The sequence below is a fragment of the Sulfurovum zhangzhouensis genome (genome assembly GCF_030347965.1).
GTDB lineage: Bacteria > Campylobacterota > Campylobacteria > Campylobacterales > Sulfurovaceae > Sulfurovum > Sulfurovum zhangzhouensis.
Window position 1 is genome coordinate 54,314 of the sequence record NZ_JAQIBD010000004.1, and the last position, 18,196, is coordinate 72,509.

Annotated in this window: 17 protein-coding genes and 4 tRNA genes; 9 read left to right on the top strand and 12 right to left on the bottom strand. The window is 41.4% G+C overall.

The genetic code is table 11. The features are described 5' to 3' along the window. The first annotated feature begins 2 nt into the window (after positions 1-2). Positions 3-377: a hypothetical protein gene (locus tag PGH07_RS10040; protein WP_289414342.1), complete on the top strand. Its 375-nt coding sequence runs from the start codon at positions 3-5 to the stop codon at positions 375-377. A gap of 106 nt (positions 378-483) precedes the next feature. Here the strand turns inward: PGH07_RS10040 and PGH07_RS10045 are convergent. The 4 genes from PGH07_RS10045 to PGH07_RS10060 all read right to left on the bottom strand — a co-directional run bounded on the left by PGH07_RS10045 (position 484) and on the right by PGH07_RS10060 (position 944). Then, positions 484-571 (bottom strand) — tRNA-Ser (locus tag PGH07_RS10045). Between the two features lie 84 nt (positions 572-655). Next, positions 656-729 (bottom strand) — tRNA-Cys (locus PGH07_RS10050). A 20-nt stretch (positions 730-749) separates the two neighbouring features. Beyond that, positions 750-837: transfer RNA gene (locus PGH07_RS10055), tRNA-Leu, on the bottom strand. 32 nt (positions 838-869) lie between these two features. Continuing rightward, positions 870-944: transfer RNA gene (locus tag PGH07_RS10060), tRNA-Gly, on the bottom strand. A gap of 259 nt (positions 945-1,203) precedes the next feature. On the opposite strand from PGH07_RS10060, the gene ilvD reads away from it, so the two are divergent. Then, positions 1,204-2,892 carry a dihydroxy-acid dehydratase gene (ilvD, locus tag PGH07_RS10065; RefSeq protein WP_289414465.1) on the top strand — a complete coding sequence of 563 codons (1,689 nt, stop codon included), beginning with the start codon at positions 1,204-1,206 and terminating at the stop codon, positions 2,890-2,892. A 218-nt stretch (positions 2,893-3,110) separates the two neighbouring features. On the opposite strand, the gene PGH07_RS10070 is transcribed toward ilvD, so the two are convergent. The 3 genes from PGH07_RS10070 to PGH07_RS10080 form a co-directional block, all read right to left on the bottom strand. Next, on the bottom strand, positions 3,111-4,016 hold the full coding sequence (locus PGH07_RS10070; RefSeq protein WP_289414343.1) for a C40 family peptidase: 906 nt from the start codon (positions 4,014-4,016) through the stop codon (positions 3,111-3,113). Positions 4,017-4,115: 99 nt separating this feature from the next. Continuing rightward, a complete protein-coding gene (locus PGH07_RS10075) occupies positions 4,116-5,792 on the bottom strand; it encodes a GMC family oxidoreductase (RefSeq protein ID WP_289414344.1) in 1,677 nt (558 codons plus the stop codon). Further along, the gene (locus PGH07_RS10080; protein WP_289414345.1) at positions 5,789-6,289 is read right to left on the bottom strand and encodes a gluconate 2-dehydrogenase subunit 3 family protein; all 501 of its coding nucleotides are present in this window, start codon (positions 6,287-6,289) and stop codon (positions 5,789-5,791) included. Before PGH07_RS10080 ends, PGH07_RS10075 begins: the two co-directional genes overlap by 4 nt. Before the next feature lie 138 nt (positions 6,290-6,427). Here PGH07_RS10080 and PGH07_RS10085 point away from each other — a divergent pair, with 138 nt between their 5' ends. The 5 genes from PGH07_RS10085 (at position 6,428) to PGH07_RS10105 (ending at position 8,635) form a co-directional block, all read left to right on the top strand. Further along, a complete protein-coding gene (locus PGH07_RS10085) occupies positions 6,428-6,595 on the top strand; it encodes a hypothetical protein (protein WP_289414347.1) in 168 nt (55 codons plus the stop codon). 58 nt (positions 6,596-6,653) lie between these two features. Then, positions 6,654-7,091, top strand: a complete 438-nt coding sequence (locus PGH07_RS10090; protein WP_289414348.1) for an HvfX family Cu-binding RiPP maturation protein — start codon at positions 6,654-6,656, stop codon at positions 7,089-7,091. A gap of 17 nt (positions 7,092-7,108) precedes the next feature. Beyond that, entirely contained in the window at positions 7,109-7,321 is a 213-nt protein-coding gene (locus PGH07_RS10095) for a hypothetical protein (protein ID WP_289414349.1), read from the top strand. Positions 7,322-7,453: 132 nt separating this feature from the next. Beyond that, on the top strand, positions 7,454-7,885 hold the full coding sequence (locus tag PGH07_RS10100; protein ID WP_289414350.1) for a hypothetical protein: 432 nt from the start codon (positions 7,454-7,456) through the stop codon (positions 7,883-7,885). 9 nt (positions 7,886-7,894) lie between these two features. Beyond that, positions 7,895-8,635: a ferredoxin-thioredoxin reductase catalytic domain-containing protein gene (locus PGH07_RS10105; protein ID WP_289414351.1), complete on the top strand. Its 741-nt coding sequence runs from the start codon at positions 7,895-7,897 to the stop codon at positions 8,633-8,635. A 135-nt stretch (positions 8,636-8,770) separates the two neighbouring features. Here the strand turns inward: PGH07_RS10105 and rplT are convergent, their stop codons facing one another. Further along, the gene (rplT, locus tag PGH07_RS10110; RefSeq protein ID WP_289414352.1) at positions 8,771-9,127 is read right to left on the bottom strand and encodes a 50S ribosomal protein L20; all 357 of its coding nucleotides are present in this window, start codon (positions 9,125-9,127) and stop codon (positions 8,771-8,773) included. A gap of 111 nt (positions 9,128-9,238) precedes the next feature. Beyond that, positions 9,239-9,430, bottom strand: coding sequence for a 50S ribosomal protein L35 (rpmI, locus tag PGH07_RS10115; RefSeq protein WP_289414353.1), 192 nt, complete (start codon positions 9,428-9,430; stop codon positions 9,239-9,241). 173 nt (positions 9,431-9,603) lie between these two features. Here rpmI and PGH07_RS10120 point away from each other — a divergent pair, with 173 nt between their 5' ends. Next, positions 9,604-12,534, top strand: coding sequence for a MutS-related protein (locus PGH07_RS10120; RefSeq protein ID WP_289414354.1), 2,931 nt, complete (start codon positions 9,604-9,606; stop codon positions 12,532-12,534). Between the two features lie 482 nt (positions 12,535-13,016). Here PGH07_RS10120 and infC read toward each other — a convergent pair whose 3' ends face one another. The 3 genes from infC to PGH07_RS10135 form a co-directional block, all read right to left on the bottom strand. Then, the gene (infC, locus tag PGH07_RS10125; RefSeq protein WP_289414355.1) at positions 13,017-13,562 is read right to left on the bottom strand and encodes a translation initiation factor IF-3; all 546 of its coding nucleotides are present in this window, start codon (positions 13,560-13,562) and stop codon (positions 13,017-13,019) included. After that, positions 13,559-15,373 carry a threonine--tRNA ligase gene (gene thrS, locus PGH07_RS10130; protein ID WP_289414356.1) on the bottom strand — a complete coding sequence of 605 codons (1,815 nt, stop codon included), beginning with the start codon at positions 15,371-15,373 and terminating at the stop codon, positions 13,559-13,561. The genes infC and thrS overlap by 4 nt, the downstream gene beginning before the upstream one ends. 88 nt (positions 15,374-15,461) lie before the next feature. After that, positions 15,462-16,532 (bottom strand): GGDEF domain-containing protein, encoded by a 1,071-nt coding sequence (locus PGH07_RS10135; RefSeq protein ID WP_289414357.1) that lies wholly within the window; start codon positions 16,530-16,532, stop codon positions 15,462-15,464. 187 nt (positions 16,533-16,719) lie between these two features. Between PGH07_RS10135 and PGH07_RS10140 the strand changes: the two genes are divergently transcribed. Beyond that, positions 16,720-18,189 (top strand): MBOAT family O-acyltransferase, encoded by a 1,470-nt coding sequence (locus PGH07_RS10140; protein WP_289414358.1) that lies wholly within the window; start codon positions 16,720-16,722, stop codon positions 18,187-18,189. Positions 18,190-18,196 lie beyond the last annotated feature (7 nt).

An 18,196-nucleotide genomic window follows, 5' to 3' on the forward strand; every position in this document is an offset into this window, starting at 1 on the left:
TGATGAACCAAAGAACTGTATCGGTTCTAACACTGTTTGTATGTATCCTTCTATCAGGATGCAGCGATAAAGATAAGACAAAATCACTTAGCGAAAATGCTATGCAATGCGGACCGGGGAAATGTTCAGCAAGTATGATAGACGGTTCTACAGTACTGGTCAAAAAGAAAACGAATATTTTAGATCAATTAAAAGAAGATGACCCACGGAGAGCATGTGTAGTAGATGCAGAAACCACTAAAGAAGTTTATAATTGTGTGAGAGATGAAGCAACCGCAAGATTAAGTCTAGAAATGACGACAGCAGAGAAAGCTGTATCCAAAAATGAAACTTCTGAAATGAAATGTGCACCGGGAAAATGTAGTGCAGGGAAATAGATATAGGTTCATGATAATAAGATGTAAGAAAAATAAAAAATGATAACTTCTAAATTTGTTTTGAGTTTCAATTTATTGGTATTTATAAAGGATTAGTAAGTTTAAGTGGCCGGGAGAGGGGGATTCGAACCCCCGGAGGTGTTACCCTCACCGGTTTTCAAGACCGGCACATTCGACCACTCTGACATCTCCCGACTGTGTTAAGAAGAACAGAATTTTACCCCAAAAAGATAAAATTTAGTTTAATAAAGTTTTTTTCATCTAATTTTGATGAAAAATGGAGGCGCCACCCAGATTCGAACTGGGGATAGAAGCTTTGCAGGCTCCGGCCTTACCACTTGGCGATGGCGCCATTTTTCTTAAATGTTTTAGTGGTGCCCGGGGCCGGACTCGAACCGGCACGGTCGCAATGACCGGGGGATTTTAAGTCCCCTGTGTCTACCGATTTCACCACCCGGGCCTAATCGAACACCAATTTACATTCAATATTTATGGAGCGGGCGAACGGATTCGAACCGTCGACCCTAACCTTGGCAAGGTTATGCTCTACCCCTGAGCTACGCCCGCACTCCAAACAAATTTTCGAGATTATCCCAAAAATGGAGTGAGATTATAGCCTAAAACTTTTTTAATGTAAATAAAAAGTGGACAATTTTTTTAAAAAAATAATCTTTACCATGAGTTTTTGCATTTTTTGAGATGCAAAGTGCTATAATCGCCTAAAATAAAATCAATTCCTTACACTAATGGTTCTAAGCCATACGGCGGAGCTCTAGTAGAAGGAAGGCTTGGCAAGACATACTTGTCAATAAGGAGAATATCAATGATGAGAAGTGACGAAATAAAACTTGGATTCAGCAGAGCACCACACAGAAGCTTGCTTCGTGCAACAGGTGTAAAAGAAGAAGACTTCGATAAACCGTTCATCGGGGTTGCCAACTCATTTATCGAAATCATTCCGGGACACTTTTTCCTCAACAAAGTAGCTGAAGTGATCAAAGAAGAGATCCGTGCGAACGGATGTGTACCATTTGAATTTAACACCATCGGCGTAGATGATGGTATAGCAATGGGGCATGATGGTATGCTCTACTCTCTTCCAAGCCGTGAAATCATCGCTAACTCGGTTGAAACGGTGATGAATGCACACAAACTAGATGCAATGATCGCCATCCCTAACTGTGATAAGATCGTACCGGGGATGATCATGGGCGCACTTCGTGTGAATGTTCCAACTGTATTTGTTTCAGGTGGACCGATGCAAAAAGGTCATACCAAAGATGGTAAACCTATCGACCTTGCTTCTGCTTTTGAAGCTGTAGGTAAACACGAGACCGGAGAGATCTCAGACGAGGAACTTTACGATATCGAGTGTAATGCCTGCCCAAGCGGAGGAAGCTGTTCAGGGATGTTTACGGCAAACTCTATGAATACACTTATGGAAGCAATGGGTATTGCTCTACCGGGTAACGGTACGATCCTTGCACTCACACCTGAAAGAACAGAGCTTTACAAAAAAGCTGCTCGCCGTATCTGTCAGATCGCTAAGATGGAACAAGCAGAGCGTGAAAAGTTTAAGATCAGAAATATCTTGAATGAAAATGCCGTACGCAATGCATTTGCTGTAGATATGGCTATGGGAGGAAGTTCAAACACTGTACTTCATATGCTGGCAATCGCAAAAGAAGCAGAAGTAGACTTCAACCTTGAAGATATCAACACGATCTCTAAAAGAGTTTCACATATCGCCAAGATCTCTCCGTCACTCTCAACAGTACACATGGAAGATATTAATAAGGCCGGTGGTGTAAATGCGGTAATGCACGAGATGAAAAAGCGTGGAGATGACATTCTGGCTGACAACCTTTGTATCGGAGGAGAGACACTTTATGAGAAGATCCAGGATGCTAAGATCCTAGATACCAACATCATCCACACGATCGATAATCCTTACTCAGCGGTTGGTGGTCTTGCCATCCTGTATGGTAACCTTGCAGAGCAAGGTGCCGTGATCAAAACTGCAGGGATTACAGGAGATAGAGTATTCACCGGGACAGCAGTATGTTTCAACTCTCAGGATGAAGCGATCAAAGGGATCATCAACGGTAAGGTAAAAGCCGGAAATGTTGTCGTTATCCGTTATGAAGGACCAAAAGGCGGACCAGGTATGCAAGAGATGCTCAGCCCTACCAGCCTTATCATGGGTATGGGACTCGGTGACAAAGTTGCACTGATCACTGACGGTAGATTCTCTGGAGCAACCAGAGGGGCAAGTATCGGTCACGTGAGCCCTGAAGCGGCTGAAGGCGGGCTGATTGGTCTGCTTGAAGACGGTGATGAGATCTTCATTGATGTAGACAACTATATCCTTGAGGCAAAACTCACTTTTGAAGAGATCGCAGAGAGAAGAGATAGGTTTAAACCGATCGTTAAACCGCTTACCAGCAAATGGCTCAAGCAATATAGAGCACTCGTTACCAATGCAAGTTCAGGTGCTGTTTTAGAAGCTGAGTAAATTTACATTTTGACTTTAATGTCAGGGGTATATTCCCTTGACATTTACATCATCCCTCATACTTTCCCCCCCTCTAATACCTAAGCAGAACAAACAAACACCAAGGACAAAGGTCCTAAGAATTACAAGATGTAAACTTTTTACATGAAATAAGTAAGATGATTAAAAAGAGTAGAAGTTAAAAGACAGAAGCCACACAAAGGGCTTCCAGGGAAAGATTATTCGGGTCTTCTTGCACCCATATAGCGTTGAGAATAAAATGTTTTATCAAGACTTGTGATCACTACTTTTTTCTTTGCTGAAGACGCATGGATAAACTTGTTGTCTCCTACATAGATACCTACATGGTTAACATATCCTTTACGTCCTCTGGAAGTATCAAAAAAGATAAGATCACCTTTTTGCAGATCTGCTCTTTTGATAAATTTACCATACTTAGATTGCATAATAGAGGTTCTTGGGATATCAACCCCATTCTTTTTATAACAGTACTTTGTAAACCCTGAACAATCAAAGGTCCCTTTGTTTCCAGTAGCTCCCCATACATATCGGTTACCCAATTTAGTTTTAGCAACCTTTACAACATCGTCATTTGCGTCCTCTCCAAAGAAAATGTCTCCCAAATTAAAGACATCTTTTTTAGAGGGTTCTTGTTTCATATAGGTTGACTTCGGCAAACTTGCGAGCGTCTGTGCTAGTTTTCTTTCGCTTTTTGGAGTCGGAGTTGTATTCGTTGCAACTTTTACTGATTGTAGTGCAGGTACTTTAAGCGTCTGACCCGCTTTCAGTGTATTATCTTTAAGACCATTGAGTGATTTAAGTGTTGTCACATCCGTCTGATGATTTTTAGCGATAGTGTAGAGGGCATCACCGCTTTTAACTTTATATGTCGCTGTCGCTACAGCTTTTTGCGTACCCGGAACTTTTAATACTTTTCCGATCTTAAGTGTGTCACCCTTGTTAAGGCCATTGAGTTTACAGAGTTCTGTGACCGTAGTATGATTCGCTTTTGCGATAGAGTATAGATTTTCACCTTTTTTTATCTTATGCGTTTCAGCCGATGCATAAGTTGTAGCCAGGGAAGCCACTGCAAGTGAGATTAAAAATGTATGCAGTCTTTTCAAGTGTATTCCTTTCGCGTAAAATATGGTTTTTCCCCTTCCCTATATTTTTAAATATACAGTATGATACCAAGCTAGAGTTAATAAAAAATAAACCCAACTTTATATTTTACTTAAATGTTCTACGATATGATCTGCAACCCTGAATGCATTGGCATAGATCGTCCAGGTATAAGCAACAGAACCTCCTGTTGGCATAAAACTGGCATCTGCGACATAAAGATTGGGGATGTCATGGGACTGACAGTACTTGTTTAGCACAGAGGTTTTGGGATCATCACCGAAACGGCAGCCCCCGGCTATCAGGTTCTGCGGCGGCGTGGCAGTGATAGAACTGTAAATGTTTTTTGCCCCCATCTCTTTAAGTACATCTTCACATTTCTTGGCAATGTAGTTACCCACTTTAAGATCATGCGGGTGGTTTGCAACACGTAGTTTTCCTACAGGCATTCCATATTTGTCTTTGTAATTATCATCTACACTTACAAAACAGTCGTCATTGGGCAGCCAGTCATTAAATATCTCAAAACGGATACTCTTGCTCTCGGTAAAGCGTTTCTCGACTCTCTCTCCCAATGCTTTCCCCCATATCAACTTACCCTCTTCTTCATTGTTCTTACGGGCTCGGGAGATGATATTTTGATGTTCGAACATAAATTCAACTGAGCCACCCTTAAAAGTCCCGTCCCACCAATGATCTATATAGTACCAATCCAGGATCGATCGGTTAACAAAGAACCCTCTTTGCATCAAAGCTTCAAAACTTATCTCTTTAAGACTCTCCTTATGCAGTTCCCCCTGCCCTGACCCCCCAGCAGAGAAGATCAGGTTTTTCCCAAGCTCGCCGGAACTGTTGGACAAACCATGGGGGTGATGTTTGTTTTTTGAGTTAAAGAGTAACCTCGCGCTCTCATGAGCTTGTGCAGCCATGACAAAAATATCTGCTGAGATCTTGCTCTCTTTTCCTGTTAACGTGTCGATGATGACAGCTGAAGTCACCTTCTCTTCATTGCTCTCAAGGTACTTGACATAGGTATTACTCATCAATGTCAGCTTGCCTGTAGCCAGGGCAGGAAAAAGCAGTGCCTCCCTGGAGCTTCCCTTCGCTCCCGAACTACACCCATAACTTCCACAGAAATTGGAGTAGTAACATGCACTACGATGTCCCGAATCTTTAGAGAGCACAGCACGGGGAGTCACCAACGGCGTGATACCAAGCGTATGACAACTTTTGTCAAAGAGCTTTACAACCTCGTTCTCTTTGGTAGGAGGCTGAGGGAAGTCAGGAGTACTCCTCCATGGCTCAAATGGATGCTTCTTATACACTCCCGAAACTCCAACCACCTCTTCAGCCATCGTATAGTAAGGTTCCAGGTCATCATAAGAAATTGGCCAGTCTACTACATTGGCTCCCTCTATGGGACCATATTTACTTTTCAACCTGAAGTCATCAGGATGCATACGGTGAAACATACCACTCATCAGATTGGATGAACCTCCAACGATATTACCGTTCCAAAAACTCCATCCTGATTCATAGGTCGGCGTAGCCATCCATTTGCCGTCTATCTTCTCTTCTATCACATGATACTCATCAAACAAACTAGGCGTGACAATATCCCTGCGACAATAAGCCAGTTCATCTTTACTAAACTCTTCACGCCCTATCAAACGCCCTTTTTCAAGCATAGCCACCTTATAGCCTGCTTTACACAGCGTATATGCTACGGCCCCGCCACTGGCTCCTGATCCCACGATCACCACATCAAAACTGCTCATCCGTAGATATACCTTTGCTTTGGTCGAGGCAATCCTCCAAAGCTCTCTACCGCTTTCCATCCTTCTTGCACGATATTAGAACCGTATATTGGATCAGAGAAGATCGCTTCCATTGTCAAGGTCATGATACGTGCAAGCCAATTACTGCCATAACTTGTTTCCTCATAGCTTCGCAACACTCTCTCCTTTTCTGCACTGTCCATCGTCAAGAACTTACCTTCTGTACGTCTTTCCAGCTCTTGGGCACCTTCTATCACAAAGCGTCTGATATCCCTGTCATAGCTACTATGCGTAATTGTCTCCAGAAGAAAGGTGATCGTATTCATCGCTTTGGCTGAAGGAAGTTTGCTTTCTCGGGGGAACATATGCTGCTGTACTGCTGCGATAATAGGTTCTACTGCTTTCAACTCTTTAGACTCTATACTCACTCCTTGTGCTTGTATAGAGGTAGACAGCCCAACGACAGCACTGGTTACCAAAAAATCTCTTCGCGTCATTTTTTCTCTTTTATTGTAAAGTATTGATATTATCTTAAAGCACTTCTGTGTACTTCCGGTGGAGCTATAGCTCTACACATAAAGTACACAACTATCATATTATACTTTGAATGTCTAAAATCATAAAAAGGAGACGAAATGTTGAAAAATATGGTATTAACATTCTTAATAGGATTTGGAATATTGACACTTAGTGGGTGCACTGATAGTAAAGATGCGGATAACGCAAAAGGAAAATGCGAGAGCGCAAAAATAGTTAAAACAAAATGTGATGCAGGAAAATGTGATAATGCTACAAAGAAATAGTTAAACCTAAATCTAGGTGTAAGAACTCAATCGCCGATACGGATGGAAGGAGAGTATTATGATCACACATATCTATCCCAGAGCAAGGGAGATATTAAGTAGAGGGCAGGATTTCGCTCTTCTTTTTGCCAGGCTGACCGTAGCATATGGTTTTTATGGTCCTGCAATGAGAAAGTGGGCGGATATCGACGCTATCGCCATTTGGTTTGGAACATTAGGGATTCCCTTTCCTACACTCAATGCCTATATGGCTGCAAGTACCGAACTGTCAGGAGTTGTTCTGCTTACACTGGGACTTTTTACAAGACTGATCTCTCTGCCTTTAATTGTAGTAATGATCGTTGCTATCGTGACCGTACATCTGCCGCATGGCTTTGCTTCTGGAGATAACGGATTTGAGATTCCACTTTATTATATGTTATTTTTGGCTATTTTTGCTTCGTTCGGAGCTGGAAAGTTCAGTCTTGACTATCTCATTTTCGGTAAAGACAAATAACAGAAAGGTGTAAAATCATGAAATATCTCGTGATATCGTTCACTGTTTTGGTGCTTACTTTATCTGTGACACTAGCTACGGGGAATAATGAAGAGGAAAAATGCAAGAGCGGGGAATCGGCATATGACAAAAAAATATCGTGTAAGTGCGATGTTGATGAAAACAATAAGAGCAAAAATATACCTAACAAAGTCTCTCCTAAATGCGGTCAGGGGAAATGTGGAGAATAGCTTATACTTTTCCTCTTTCTCTTCGAACCTTATTTCCTCCTATTCGCTATCTTAAATTAAAATAGTACAATAATAAATTATTACTTGAAGGAGTCGACCATAAGAACGCTATTTCTATCTATCATTTTGATCTTGGCATTTAATGGATGCGAGTCTCAGAGCGAACGAGATTCCCGGATTGCAAAAGAGGCAAAAGCAGAACTGCTTGCAGAGCTCAAAGCAAAAGAGGAAGCCGAGAAAAAAGCACAGAAAATGTATGATGCCAACTCTACCCTGCTTCGTATGGGTATCTCTAAAAAAGATGGTGTAATCACAATCGATACCAACAAGACCAAAAACTTTTTTGATCATATGGGCAAACAGCTCACACACGAAGTAAAACGGTTCAAGAAAGAGTTTAATGAAGGAAAAGGTGCCGGAATCGAGGCCAATGAAACCGATATCCATATAGACTTGCATAAAACCGAGAACTTTCTAGAAAGATGGGGCGAACAGATGCAGGAGTTTGCCAATGATCTGGATGCCTTCTCGAAGGAATTGGATAACAATCAAACGACACCATAAAGGATATCTATGCAACAGATCGATATGAATTCCGATGAGTTTCAAGCAGAACTTGAGAAGACCTGGCAATTTGTCGAGAAGGTCAATAAGCAGTTTGGTTTCGTACAAAACCCCAATGAAGAGGTGAATGAGGGGGTAGCTATGGGGCTCGCTCGAAACAAACTTATCTACGGTAAACGTTTCTGCCCCTGTTTTATGGTGATAGGGCAGACCAAAGAGGAACAAAAAGCAGCGGACAACCGTATCTGTCCATGTAAACCTGCCCTTGAAAAAGAGATTCCTGAAGATGGACTCTGTCACTGCGGTATCTTCTGTACCCCAGAGTATGCTGCCTCACAACAGCTCAAAGATGCCGCCGAAGAGGTAGCACACACCCATTCACAGGGACTTACAATGGGACAAGCTGTAGCACTTTTGAAAGAAGAGCAGCTTGATAGCGATGAACTTGAAGCACTGCTTGAGGCCAGGGCTTTGAAGATGGTTAATTTCACATTGATGGATGTACGCGAGTATATGGAGTATCAAATGGAACATATCGTAGGAACCGATACCCTTGTACCCACATCACAGTTCTATGCAAAGATCGAAGAACACCATGACAAGAAACAAAAACCGGTCATCGTCTACTGTCACTCAGGCAGTAGAAGCTTTCAAGTCCAGCATGCCATGAAATCACTGGGGTTTGAACACGTCTGCAACCTTCGTTCTGGCATCATTGGCTATCATGGGGCAACACAAAGAGGTGAATAGTACTTTTGTACATGACAAGCTTCCAGTCTGATACACTACATGGGATGCATATTATTATTATCAAAAGACTAATGAAAAAAATATTGGGAAATGTTTAAAAAAGGGCGAGAGGCAAAAGCCTCTCAAAAGATAGATTTATTTTGCAAGTGCTGCTTTTGAAGCTTCAGCTACTTTTGTGAAAGCTTCTGGTGCGTTCATTGCCATATCAGCAAGAATTTTTCTGTCAAGCTCGATGTTTGCAACTTTAAGACCGTGCATGAATCTTGAGTAGTTCATGTCGTTAAGTCTAGCTGCTGCATTGATACGAACGATCCAGAGTCTTCTAAAGTCTCTTTTTTTCTGTCTTCTATCTCTGTAAGCATATACTAATGATCTTTCAAGCTGCTCTTTAGCTTTTCTAAAGTGCTTTCTTCTACCACTGTAGAATCCTCTAGCTTGTTTTAGTAGTTTTTTATGACGTCTGTGTCTTACAAAACCGTTTTTTACTCTCATTGTTTTTCCTTTACCTGAAACTTGTACCCTTCAAGGGTTTTAGTAGGTGTCAAACTTTTTATTGTTTGAACTTGCCTCTATTAAGAGGGAATACTACTTATTGGATCAACCTTAGTTGATCATCGCTTTGATTTTTTTAGCATCCGCTGGATCAACATGCTTAGGGCTTCTCATTGATCTGTGGTGTTTACCATCTACCTTAGTAAGGATGTGGCTTCTAAAAGCAGTTCCTCTTTTGATTTTACCGCTTTTTCTCACCTTGAAACGCTTTACAGCGCCTTTTACGCTCTTCATTTTAGGCATATGCTTACTCCCTTTTGAATTTTTTACTTTGATAGGAAGATTCCTATCGGCATAAAATGGGAGGGCATTATACCCAAATTTTCTGAAGTATTTCTAAAGCACATAATACTTAGAGCTTCTAACCTCACTTATGATACAATCAATTCCAACAAAAAAAGGCAGGTTGTAAGCACGTGGATCAAGTTACAGAGATACTCTCCAATAAGAAAAAACTCCTCACTGAAGTCTATTTTGATCTGCAGCTCTACTTTGAAGAAAAGTACGGTAAAGACGCACTGGTACTGATGGAAATCGGTACCTTCTTTGAAGTCTATGAAGTCAACAATGATACACTGAAAATAGGGAAAGCAAAAGAGATCGCCGAACTGCTGAATATCCAGCTCACAAGAAAAAGCAAAGCGATCCTGGAAAACTCAGTGAACAATCCCCTGCTTGCAGGAGTTCCTGCCGTTTCTCTCGATCGTTACCTCTCACGGCTCATTGCTACCAAAAAGTACACCATCATTGTCGTCAAACAAAAAGGCGAGATGCCTAATGTCAAGCGTTATGTCTCCAACATCATCTCCCCGGGTACAAACTTCGAGTATCTCAGCGAGCCTACCGAAAACAATATCGTCTCTTTGCTGATCGATGAAAATGCCGGGATCTTCTCGGTAGGATATGCAGCGATCGATGTGAGTACAGGAAAGACCATTGCCAATGAGATACACTCCACCCGCGATGACAAGACTTATGCACTTGACGAAGCTTTTAACCTGCTTCAGACCTATACGACCTCTGAGGTGATCGTCACCCTTGAAAGCAAAGAGATAGACAAAGAGTGGCTGATCCACTACCTGGAACTTGGTTCTTTGCATCATACTGTCAATACAAAACGCTTCAAAGTCTCTTATCAAAATGAACTCTTTAGCAGGGTTTTTGAGATCAATTCTTTTTTAAGTGCTATCGAATACCTTGATCTGGAACGTCATCCCTACACCACAGAGGCACTGGCTATATTGATTGATTTCATTATCGAGCATGATGAGAGCATTATTGAAAAGATGAACAAACCACAGTTCCTTGGATCCAACCGCTATATGTATATCGGTAACAATGCCATGGAACAGCTCTCAGTTATCTCACGTGATCCCAGTGATGTCACCCTGCTGGATCTAATCGACAAAACCTCTACGGCATTTGGGAAACGTCTTCTTAAAGAACGCCTGCTTAATCCCATTTGCGATAAAGCACTCCTTGAAGAGCGTTACGATCTGACCGAACAGCTTCTACCTAGTATCGACCGTTTTGAAACACACCTCAAACAGATCTATGATCTTGAGCGTATCACACGACGTATCAAACTACGTAAACTCCACCCTGTAGAGTTGACCTATATTTCCATGTCCTTGGAATCCATTTTAAAATTGATCGAAGATGCGCAGTCAAGCGGGCTGGAGATCGATGAAAAGCTCTATGATGAAGTCCGGGAAATGTCCACAGTACTTGAAGAGACCTTTGAACTAGATGTCTGTGCAAGGTTCAGGATCGAACAGATCAATGACAATATCTTTAAAAACGGTGTCTACCCTGCCATTGACACCATTGTAAAGAGCCAACAAAAAGAACTTGACAAGATGGACCAGGTAGCAGTGCATGTTGAGTCACTTTTTGAAAAAGACAAGCTTTTCAACGGGACGACTAAATACACTACTGTCAATTATCTGGACAGCGAAGGATATTTCCTCAATCTTACCAAAAACCGTTTTATGATGATCGAAAAGGCGCTCAAAGAGTCATTTGTCACCATTGACAATGAGCATCACTTCTTCAAAGATTTCTCCTATAGACACCTCAAAAATGCCGTGAAAATGCAAGCGCCGCTTTTTGAGGATATCACCCGTAACTTTGAGACCGCTCAGGTACAACTGGTCTCCTTGGTCAAACAGCGTTATGTTGAGAGTTTGGACCTTTTGGAAAACCGCTTTTCACTCCTGCTTGAAAAACTCATTGCGTTTATTGCGAACATTGATGTGGCAATCTCCAATGCCAAATGTGCAAAAAGCATGAACCTTACACGTCCGATCATCGAGGAAGGTAACTTCTATGAAGCGATCGGCCTGCGTCACCCTATCATTGAAGCCAATGACGAACGTGGGATCTATGTGCCAAATGACCTCTTTTTGGGTGCCAACAATAGTACGGGACATAACCACATCACACTAAATGCAAGTAACGGCGAGGATGTACTGGGGATCTTGCTCTATGGGATCAACTCCTCAGGAAAGTCTTCACTGATGAAGAGTGTTGGACTGAGTGTCATTCTAGCACAGGCAGGATTCTATGTCCCTGCAGTGGAACTTCGTTTTGGATTGTATGACAAGCTCTTTACACGTATCGTTTCAAAAGACAACCTCTATAAGGGGCTGTCAACTTTTAGTGTTGAGATGATGGAACTCAAGAATATCTTTAATAGAGCCAATGCACGTTCACTGATCCTGGGGGATGAGATCTCTCAAGGGACCGAAACAGAGTCGGCACTTGCCATCGTTTCTGCAGCCATTCTCAAGCTTATCTCTTTAGGATCAACCTTTATCTTCGCCAGCCACCTTCATCAACTTGGCCAAATACAGAATCTTCAGGGACTCAAGCACCTTATTTTCCTGCATCTGGGTATCCAGTATGATGATGAAAGCGACAGACTGATCTACAACCGAGTACTGCAGCTTGGCATGGGAGACAGCCTCTATGGACTGGAATTTGCAAAATCTCTTCATATGGATAGTGAGTTTCTCAAAACCGCCCAGGAGATCAGAGAGAACCTTAACCATTCACAAAGTGATATCAAACGCTTAAGCCGTCAAAAAAGAAGCAAATACAACAAAGAGCTCTATCTTGGAAAATGTGCTTTGTGTGATGCAGCCGTAGATGATGTTCACCACATTACAGAACAAAAAGAGGCTAATGAGAGCGGTCATATCGACCACTTCCACAAGAACCATAAGTACAACCTCATTCCTTTGTGTAAAAAACACCATACAATGGTCCATGAAGGCAAGATCATGATCTCAGGGTTTGTGATGACAAGCGAGGGGCTGAAACTGCATTACGAGATTAAAGAATAGTGATGTTCAGCCTGTAGTGTCATTCTAATAGATATGAACCTTATTGTAACTCTTCTTAAAAAAGTTTAAAATTATTTATACATTATTTAACACATATAACACAGCATAAAGTATAATCCATTTCCTAAACTAACTAAAGGAAAAATACAATGGAAATCATGGTAGCTGTATACAGTACTGTTCTAGTGATTGGCTCGGGGATGTTTGTATTCTTTAATACAGGTAGTCGTAAGCACTAAGATCAACCAGGTATGATACAACAAGTATCATACTTCTTCCCGCACATCTTCCTAAACATTCTATTCAACCGTTATTTACAATACACTCTTTGATACCAATGACACTTCAGTATACATCCCAAAAGACTTAACAATAATTTACGTATTTTTAAAAAATATTTATAAATTGCCGATACCCTAAAAGAAGTTTCCGGGTATCTGAAATCGGCACTGGCGAAAGTATTATAAAAAGAATAAAAGTGTTTACTTCTTTGGAGTAATGTACATATTAATGTAGCGACCTTCCTGGTGCGCATCTTTTTCAAGTATTCCGATATCTTCTAACATCGGCCATACACGTTGCAGTACTTCGATACCCCACTCAGGATGCGCCATTTCACGCCCTTTAAGGAAAACTCTTAGTTTCACATGTTTTCCTTTCTCTAGGAACTCTCTGGCATGCTTCACTTTAAAGTTGATATCGTTTTCAGCGATCTTACAAGAGAACTTCACCTCTTTAATTTCGATCTTCTTCTGATTTTTACGGGCTTCTTTTTTCTTTTTCTCAAGCTCGTATTTATGTTTGCCAAAATCCATGACTTTTGCGACAGGGGGTTTTGCATCTGGTGACATCAATACGAGGTCAAGTCCCTTCGCTTCAGCGATTTGGAGTGCTTCTTCTTTTGTGATGATGCCAAACTGCTCTCCGTCATCACCTACTACTCTCAATTCACTTGCTCTGATAGCGTCATTCATGATGACTTCATCACCCTTTTTTCTTCCCCTAGTTCTGTCGTTTTGTCTACTCAAATTTTACCTTTTTGTAATTCTTGTGTTAATTCTACCATAAATTCGTCTTGCGTAAGATTATACTGTTCTCTGCTTCTTCTGTTACGGATTGCCACAGATTTGTTGGCTACTTCTTCGTCTCCGATGATCGCAACATACGGTACTCTCTGCTTCTCGGCTGTACGGATACGTTTGTTTAGTGAATCGTTCTTATCATATACCTCTGCATCGATTCCTTCAAGCATCAATGTTTTCTTCAACTCATTTGCATAATCAACATGGTTCTCTGCGATCGGAACGAAGATCACCTGTGTCGGAGCGATGAAGAATGGAAACTCTCCTGCAAAGTGCTCAGTCAAGATCGCAATGAAACGCTCAAATGATCCAAGGATCGCTCTGTGAAGCATTACAGGCTGTTTACGTGTATTGTCCTCAGCCACATACTCTACTTCAAATCTCTGTGGAAGGTTAAAGTCAACCTGAATCGTACCACACTGCCATTTACGTCCGAGTGCATCCGTGATCTTCACGTCGATCTTCGGACCATAGAACGCACCGCCACCCTCATCGATCGTATATGGAAGGTTGTTCTCTTCAAGTGCATCTTTAAGCCCTTGTGTCGCAAGCTCCCATACAGCATCCTCACCGATCGCTTTTTCAGGTTTTGTTGCAACTTCCATGGTATAGTTGAATCCAAAGAGCTGCATAACACTGTCAACAAACTCAACTACCTCGATCACCTCTGATGCGATCTGCTCAGGCGTACAGAAGATGTGCGCATCATCCTGAGTGAACTCTCTTACACGAAGCAGTCCGTGAAGTACACCTGATTTCTCATGTCTGTGTACTACTCCGTACTCATAGAAACGAAGCGGAAGGTCACGGTAGCTCTTTTGTGTCTGTTTGAATATCTGGATATGTCCGATACAGTTCATCGGTTTGATCCCATACTCTTGCTCATCGATCTCAGTGAGGTACATATTTTCACCATAACATGCATAGTGTCCTGATGTTCTCCACATATCTGATTTCAAGATCTCAGGTCCACGTACAGGCTGATACCCTCTTACACGGTGTGCTTTATGAAGGATCTCTTCAAGTTTTACACGAAGTTTCGCCCCTTTTGGCATCCAGAACGGCAGACCTGCACCCGCTTCTTCATTGAACATAAAAAGTTCCATCTCGGTACCGATCTTACGGTGGTCACGCTTCTTTGCCTCTTCCAGCATATCAAGGTGCGCTTTAAGAGACTCTTTGTCCGCAAAAGCGATCCCGTAGATACGTGTAAGCATCTCCGCTTTCTCATCACCGCCCAGGTAAGCACCTGCTACACGTGTAAGCTTGAAGTTGTTCAGAAATCTCAATGCAGGTACGTGAGGTCCGCGGCAAAGATCTTCGAACTCTCCTTGCTTGTAGATAGAAAGCGTATTATCTTCGATCCTTCTCATTACGGCTTGCTTGAGATCATCGTTCGCGAACTTCTTGATCGCTTCATCTTTACTGATCTCGTACTTTTCGATCTTATACTTTTTCTTGATAAGATCTTTCATTTTCTTCTCGATCGTTTTAAGATCCTCTTCGCCGATCTTCTGATCTACTCTGAAGTCATAGTAGAATCCTTCATCCACTACCGGTCCGACAAAGAACTGTGAATTAGGATAGAGTTCAGTGATCGCCTGTGCCATCAAGTGTGCTGTAGAGTGGCGGATGATCTCCAGTGCTTTCTCGCTGTTGTCATACTCGATAGGTGTTAATCCCGCTGTCTCTTCTGCACTCTGTGTATCGATGATGTTGTTGTCGTTATCCAAATATCCGATAATATTTTCGCTCAAAATATACCCTTAAATATAGTATGAAATACGTAATATACGTTAAAATGGGCTAATTATAGCCAAAAATATCTCAAAGCCTCTGAAGCTTTTAGTTCGAGATACTTTTTTGTTCCTCTGTAAGATCTTCATAGAACATATGATACACATTTGGACTCTTCTTAGCGATATACATCGCTTCATCGGCAAACTTGCTTAGCATCATCTCTGAACGGTTATCATCAGGGAAGGTACTGATACCGATACTCAGTTCGATCGGTACCGTGATCCCCTCAAACTCAAATTTCCCGATCACCGCTTGCTCCAGTTTCTCTACGAATTTAGCCAAGAAGACCTTTTTCCTGCGCGTGATGATTACAAATTCATCCCCTCCAAGCCTTGCGAGGAAATCCTGCTCACCCAGATAGTTCGTCAATCTTCTAACCACCTCTTTGAGTACCTCATCACCGATGTGGTGACCATGTGTATCATTGATCACTTTGAACTTATTGAGATCGATGAACATAAGCGCAAAGAACTCCCTACTCTTGATCGCACTTCTTATCTCCTCTTTATAGACCTTTCTGTTAGCCACACCGGTCAGTTCATCATGTCTTGCATCCTGTGCGGTGGTACTTAATACCTCTGTAAGCTCCTCATTCTTTGCATGCATTTGAACGATATACTTGAGATAAAAGAGCGGGACCAGGAACGTCGTCATCGCAAATGCGATAAGGATATCATAGTGATCTTTCCAATATGTAGAATATAGCAACAGTGTAACCCATGAAAGCGCGGCACCGATAATGCTTGTATAGAAGTACACGATCCCGAAACTGGAACCGGATAACATCACCAGCCAGACATAAAACGGCAGAAAGTAGATCCCATACTGTTCAAACATCATTACCAGCATTGTCAATACTGCCACATCCAGCAATACCACTACACTCTTACGTATCGCGATAGCACGCTGTGGATAGCGCACCAAAAATGCATAATGCAGTAACGAAAATAAAAATAGACCGCCAAGCATTATGCTGATCATAAACATCTCTTTGACAACATCACTTCCTATCTGTCCAAAAAGAAGGAAACTCAAAAAGGTCAATACCCCTATCACCGCCAGTCTTGTTCCGGCATACTTCTTCTCTACCTGATAATAGATATTTTTTGTGATCACTGCCACTCCTGATATCGAAATAATTTATAATTTGTGTTCCATTATACCATAACTCAATTACTTAGCCATTTCTTGGGCAGCTTCAGTAGTCCGGGCAATGAGGACTATTCACATGATGGTTAACTACATCAGAAGGAATAAAAAAAATTATTATAAAATGATATTTTTAATTATAAGGGTTATCTACTTGCTTTTCAACAGTTATGAATTTATTTTTGCCTTTTTACCTTTCACTTTTTTTGTCTATTTTTATCTCAACAAAAAAAGGCTAACCGAGGCAGCAAAAGGGTTTGTGGTAGCTGCCTCTCTTTTCTTTTATAGCTGGTGGAACATTGTCTACCTACCTCTTATCCTGGGCTCAATACTTTTTAACTACATTATCGGTAAGTCTCTTTCCAAAAAGAATGAACTGCATCGCGTCAGTAAGAAGTCTCTTCTTACTGTTGGCATTATCGCCAATGTCTCTCTGCTTGGTTATTACAAATATTCTGATTTTTTCATTTCAAATATCAACCGAGTAGCGGATTCGGAAATCTCTTTACTGCATCTCACTTTGCCATTGGCAATCTCATTTTTCACCTTCCAGCAAATAGCCTACCTGGTAGACAGCTATAGAGGTCAATGTCATGAATATGATTTTATAAACTATGCCGCATTCGTTACCTTTTTCCCACAGCTGATTGCAGGTCCGATCGTCCACCACAAGGAGATGATGCCACAATTCGCCAGATCCCGAAACAAAGTTATTAACTATGAAAACATCGCCAAAGGACTCTTTATCTTTTCCATAGGCCTTTTTAAAAAGGTCATTATCGCAGATACCTTCGCCACATGGGCTACAGCCGGTTTTGACAAGGTAGCATCATTGAACTTCTTTGAAGCGTGGGCTACGAGTTATTTCTACACTTTCCAGCTTTACTTTGACTTCAGCGGCTATACCGACATGGCCATTGGAGCGGCACTGCTCTTCAATATAAAACTGCCGTTGAACTTCAACTCTCCATATAAAGCCACATCACTGATCGATTTTTGGCATCGATGGCACATGACATTAACGAGATTTGTCAATGCTTATATTTTCAATCCCATTGTCCGTTCGTATAAAACGTACACTTATTCAAAAGGAATGCTGGCTATCTTTATAAGTATGGTAATTATCGGTTTTTGGCATGGTGCAAGCTGGATGTTTGTATTTTTCGGTAGCTTGCACGGTGTAGGACTTGTGATAAACCATATCTGGAAAAAACTAGTAAAGATACAACTACCTAAACTAGTTGGCTGGTTTCTGACATTTAACTTTTTCAACATTTCAGTTATTTTTTTCAGAGCAAAAGAGTGGGATGATGCTATGAAGGTTTTAGGCGGTATGTTAGGTCTACATGGAATAGTTTTTCCTTATATGCTGGCTAGTCCTCTCTCATTTCTAAGCGACTATGGCGTCGAATTCGGAAACTGGGTACCTTCAATTAATGGAAACAAGTGGATTTTAGTCTGGCTTGCTGGCTGTTTTATAATCATTCTTGCCTTCAAAAACTCCAATGAGAAACTTGATACTTTTGTACTTAACTACAAAACTGCGATATTTACCGGAATATGTTTTATTTCAAGCCTTCTGTATTTCGACACGATTTCCGACTTCTTATATTTTAATTTTTAGGAATATT